4 protein-coding genes are annotated in these 5,280 nt (G+C 43.0%); 1 reads left to right on the top strand and 3 read right to left on the bottom strand.

The window, feature by feature from the left end:
* Positions 1-446, top strand: a 446-nt coding sequence (locus LMF89_RS25010) for a Ku protein (protein ID WP_304622627.1), incomplete at its 5' end; no start/stop codon positions are given.
* A gap of 41 nt (positions 447-487) precedes the next feature.
* Here the strand turns inward: LMF89_RS25010 and dinB are convergent.
* The 3 genes from dinB to LMF89_RS24995 form a co-directional block, all read right to left on the bottom strand.
* Entirely contained in the window at positions 488-1,726 is a 1,239-nt protein-coding gene (dinB, locus tag LMF89_RS25005) for a DNA polymerase IV (protein ID WP_229537525.1), read from the bottom strand.
* A 242-nt stretch (positions 1,727-1,968) separates the two neighbouring features.
* Positions 1,969-3,807: a S8 family peptidase gene (locus LMF89_RS25000; protein ID WP_229537524.1), complete on the bottom strand. Its 1,839-nt coding sequence runs from the start codon at positions 3,805-3,807 to the stop codon at positions 1,969-1,971.
* A gap of 244 nt (positions 3,808-4,051) precedes the next feature.
* Positions 4,052-5,164, bottom strand: coding sequence for a LamG-like jellyroll fold domain-containing protein (locus LMF89_RS24995; RefSeq protein ID WP_229537523.1), 1,113 nt, complete (start codon positions 5,162-5,164; stop codon positions 4,052-4,054).
* Positions 5,165-5,280 lie beyond the last annotated feature (116 nt).

Below are 5,280 nucleotides of genomic sequence, written 5' to 3'. Positions count from 1 at the left end.
TGCAGGGCATGGCTGAGTCTAACGTAGTCGGAATTGCTAAGTTTGTTTTGAGAAATAAAGAGTATCTTGCAGCAATACGTCCTACGGATAATGTTATTACTTTATCTACGATGTTGTTTGCCGACGAGATAGTGCCTGTGAAGGAAATAGAAAACGATTTGCCAACCAATGTAGAACTATCCGCTAAAGAGCTTGGAATGGCTAAAACGCTTATTGATACTCTAATAACTAAATTTGAACCAGAAAAATATGAAAATGAGTATCACAAACAAGTATTGGTAATGATCGATACTAAGGCAGGAAACGATCAAGTTGTTGCAACACCTGTCGACACATCACCATATTTTGCAGACCTTATGTCAGCACTGGAAGCTAGTATGTCTGCTATAAAGAAGAACGAATCTAAGAAGAAAGCACCTAGAAAACCAAAGTCAAAAACAGCATAAAAGGACAGCTCAGCATTTTTAAGCCTAGCTGTCCTTTTCCTTTATCTAAAATATGATATTGGATGAATAGTGTGGTCTTCCTTTGGATTAAAGCCAGTAAGCTTCCTATCAAGTAATATGGCACAACGTTGAACACTATAATGCCCGAAACGTTTATGTAGATTATCTACCGTACCTGCCAATATTTCTGCATCCAAGTTGCTATTATCAAACAAATCGAGCTGCACATGCCGATCTGCAGTCACTAGATCAGATCCACGCACGCCAAGACTTCGAATTGGAGTCTCCCATCGGTAATTTGCTTTAAATAATTCCATCGCCTTATTAGCAATATCATTAGATAAAAATGTCGGGTTCGACAACTTGCCTTGTCTCTCAAAGGATATAAGGTCATTACCTCTTACGCTGATAGATACAGTTTTACATTTAAAACCATGCTTACGTAGACGAGCTGCTACACTCTCTGCCAACACATAAATGATTAGTTTGACGTCTTGATTATTGACTAGATCTCTTGGAGTTGTAGTACTATTGCCAACAGATTTAATGATACTACTCTCACCCGTTAACCGTACTGGTGCTGCATCAAGCCCATTAGCAAAGCTATGTAAAGTTTCACCCCATATACCTAGTAACAAGCGTAGGCTTTTAATATCACGATTAGCAAGATCACCAATGGTATAGATGGCGCGATTCTGAAGCTTACGTCTAGTAGAGCGACCAACATACAACAATTCTCCAACAGGCAGCGACCAAACAACATCTCTAAAATTATCCTCTGAAATAACCGTTGAAGCATCTGGTTTCTTCATGTCGCTACCAAGCTTTGCAAAGATTTTATTATATGAAACTCCAACTGATCCTGTGAGACCTAGCTCATTTCGCAAGCGTTGCCTGATTTGATTCGCAATATCTTGACCAGTGCCAAATATCTTCTCTGTGCCGCTGATATCAAGCCAGGCCTCATCAATCCCGAATGGTTCAATTTGATCTGTATAGTCTGCGTATATCGCTCGCGCTAACCGTGAAAACCGTAAATACTTTTGAAAATCTGCTCGTACCAACACTAAGCCAGGACACTTTTGTTTTGCCTCCCAGATTGCATCTCCTGTTTTAACTCCTAGAGCCTTTGCAATATAATTTTTGGCAAGAATGATACCATGGCGCGCTTCGGCATCACCACACACAATGACTGGCTTATCACGGATTTCAGGGCGATATAGACATTCTACGCTGGCGTAATAGTTATTTAGATCGACATGTAAAATAGTGCGACGCATGATAATTCCACCACCCACAACAGAACGTACGTTTGGTTAGATTATAGAGTCTTCATAGAAGGAAAGCAAGTTGTAAATACTGCCAAAAACCGCCTCACCCGAAGGCAAAGACGGCTAGCGAACTAATCTTTTAAATGTCCCGGATAGAAATTTTCTATTAGTTCGCTATGTTCCCCTTCTAATCGACGATATACCGATAGATTAAACACTTATCCCTTGGTTTAGACCAAGGGACGACATTTTTAGACCAGTATTAATGAACTTACAGTTTCAATCGCTACTTTGGCATCTATTCGCCCTAGCCCGTATCGAGCATCCCATGCCTGGCTGTCAGGCAGATTTTTCCTCGCAGCCTTAGCTACAATCTCACGGATTTCGTCAGCCTTGAGCTTAAGTCCATTTGCCTGGGCTTCAGAAAGGATCAAGGCGACTACACCTGCTACGGCTGGTGAAGCCATGCTAGTTCCTGACATGGTGACCGATTCGGTTTTCGAGCCCGATTCCGCTGCTGCCACCAATTGACCCGGTGCACTGATTTCTGGTTTCTGCCGCCCATCGCGCGTCGGCCCAGCACTGGAAAATCCGGAGATTGATTTGTTGCGATCATTGGCGTCGTAAGATCCCACTACGATACTTTTATGCCCGCAAGAGATGGAACCAAGTGTGTGTGAATTGTCATTGGGCGAAGCAAATTTGGATTGGTTATTCGGCTGGATTCTGTTAGGATCATCCCGCTCGATCCAAGCATGAAATTTGCCGTTTGTTACTCTTGTTCCATGAAGACGCATAGTCCAGATTCCCGCAGATAAGCTTCGTTCAAAGAAAATACCGATTAAATTATCGCTGTTATTTGGATCGTTTTTGCGATGAGCGACGAACATGCTGACGTTTCCTCTTTGATCTTTCGCATTGGCATTTGACCCAAGTTGGACTGTGCCTATGCTTTGACCGTTTGGATCAATAATCTCGACTAAAAACTCATCTCTGCCGTCATACCAGATTTCCAGCTCATTGGAGGTACGATCTCCCTGCTTCACTTCCCAGCGGAGATCGAAAGTCCCCCCTTGAGTCACTTTTCCACTTGCGTGAATCCCATCATTAAAGGAATTGGAAGCAGCGATAACAATAGCTCGATTTAGCTTTTCATTGAGTATGGCATCAAAGCCTTGTTCAACAAGAGATGTCCCATCATGCGGGCCACCATTGGTTCCCAGACTAAGGTTGACCACGCAAGGACGATCGCCTGCCATGTCAAAAATGTATCTAACAGCTTCCAGCACCTGAACCGAATCGCCAAATGTACACCCCACAGCTTCAGACCCACCCCATGGAATATCGTTGGCAGCCAGTTCCACGAATACAAGATCAGCTTTTGGAGCAATACCAGGTATTCTCGTCCCCTCCCCATTACCCGCGGCGATATCCATGACATGTGTTCCATGCCAAGGTTGATCCTGAATAATCTCTTCAGGAACCATCAGCGCCTCGTAAGGATTCGGGGCCTGAATCGCACGATTGATTTCCTCTTTAGTAAAGACTCGACCATAATCAAAGGGGCTGTTACCCCCTTGTGGCGCATGCTGATTCCAGATTGAAAGCAACCGCGTAGATCCGTCAATATTCCGGAAATTCTTGTGGACAACATCACAACCTATATCCACAATTCCAACTACTACCCCTTGACCCCCTTGGTCTTTGGCTGCACCGGGAGGCAGGAGATCTCTTCGCCCATTAATCTCTTGTGTCGTCTTGTCCAGGGTTGGGCTAACCGGTTGCGCCAACTTTAAGCTGAGTACGACAGAAGATTTTCGGATGTTCTCCAATTCATTCACAGCCACACGGGCGGTAACGATTCGGCCAGTCCGATCCGGTGCCATTCCCATATCAGCCTTGTGCTTGACACCTGGAATCGCACTCCACGCCTCTATATCTGTCACCTTGGCAATCACTGATACGGGTTCCTCCTGAGCAGTAGCAGTAGTTGTGAAACTATCTTTTTCCCGAGTACTTATTTCAATTATCCGTTGCAGCTTAGGATCAATATCTGTAAGAACCCGGTCGGTGGTTTTTTCTAAACGCATCGTTCTCCTCCTTCTTTTTCAAATAGTTATAAATCTTGAAGCTACATGTTTATTATGCTTATGGAGGATATTTTTATTCCTAAGAAAGCAACACTTAAGCAATAACAAAAGAACTGCAATACACTTACTCTTAAAATCTTGATTATTTTTCTAGCCTATGTTCAGAAATCAGTCGTGCCTGAGCGTTGGCCGCACGTCAGTAAAAAAGTACCGCCCTACCAATTAAGGTAAGACGGCACTAGTTTTATTTTGTTAGTTCCATAACCTCAAAACTAATAACCTTGTCAAACGCCAAATATTCTTTACTATTTTGTAAGCCGATATTTTTATTTAACATATAACAAGTTGTGCCAGTGTCTACAGTACGAGTGTACCAATTAATAAAGCCATCAATTTCGAAAGCAGATAGCTGATATTCACGCTCGCTAGAATCAATCATTGTTACTCGCAATAATGCTTGTCCACTTGGGGCCTGAGGAGTTGCAGAAGCTTCATTTGAACTAGCACTTTCATTACCATTGCTATCTACTGCAGTAACTACATAGTAATATGTAGTCCCATTGGTTACTGTACTGTCAACATAGCTTGCACCAGTAACGTTAGTAGCAATTGTTGTATATGGACCTCCTGCAGTAGTTGAGCGTTTTACGTTGTAACTTGCTGCTCCTTCTACTGCATTCCAAGAGAGACTTACTTGGGAATCTCCTGCGCTTGCGGTTAGGTTAGTTGGTGCATCTATAGTTTCAGTAGTTGTATTAGGTGGTGTAAAATCCGTAGTCCATCGAGCGACATTGGAAATCCGGAATTCATCGATGAACATTGGCTGTGTATTGCGATAACCACCGGGGACATCCCCATATCTAGATCCTATGGCAAAATGTGTACTAGTAATCGCGCTACTCATTTTGGCTTGTTGTACTAGCTTGCCTTGCACAAATAACATGAATTGGCCTTGAGATCTAACTGCAGCAATGTGCGTCCATGTATTATCAGAAAGTGTTGTTCCTGGACGCAAAATACCCTCTGCCTGACCATTATTCCCAACCCAAACCCAATCTCCATTTATGGATACGCCAACAGCACCTCCTATGATCGCCGACGAAGCAAACAAGCATTGCTTAAGGTTGGCACTGCGCGCCCAAAAATCGACCGTAAAGTCGCCGGTACCAAAAGCACATTTGTTGATAACGCTCGTAAGAGAAGCACCCGTCGGGCTATATAAAGAGCTATTACCAACTACCTTTTGAGTAGTGTCCACCGTTGGACTTCCCGTTGCCGTCCACGTATTCCCACACTCATCTTTCAAACCATCTTCAAAATGCAATAACGATACCGTATACTGATCAACTTCATACATAAATTATTACCTCCATTTATTTTTTAAAAGTCAACATAGCCAAGGACCTCTTATTTTCAACTGTGTGTATCCTGTATATCGGCTTTCACTAATACACATTCCGTAGTAACTATAAA

It is taken from the genome of Pelosinus baikalensis (assembly GCF_020819555.1).
In the GTDB taxonomy this organism is placed as follows: Bacteria; Bacillota; Negativicutes; order DSM-13327; family DSM-13327; genus Pelosinus; species Pelosinus baikalensis.
Note: the sequence above shows the minus strand (reverse complement) of the source record. Positions and strands in the feature narration are given on the sequence as shown.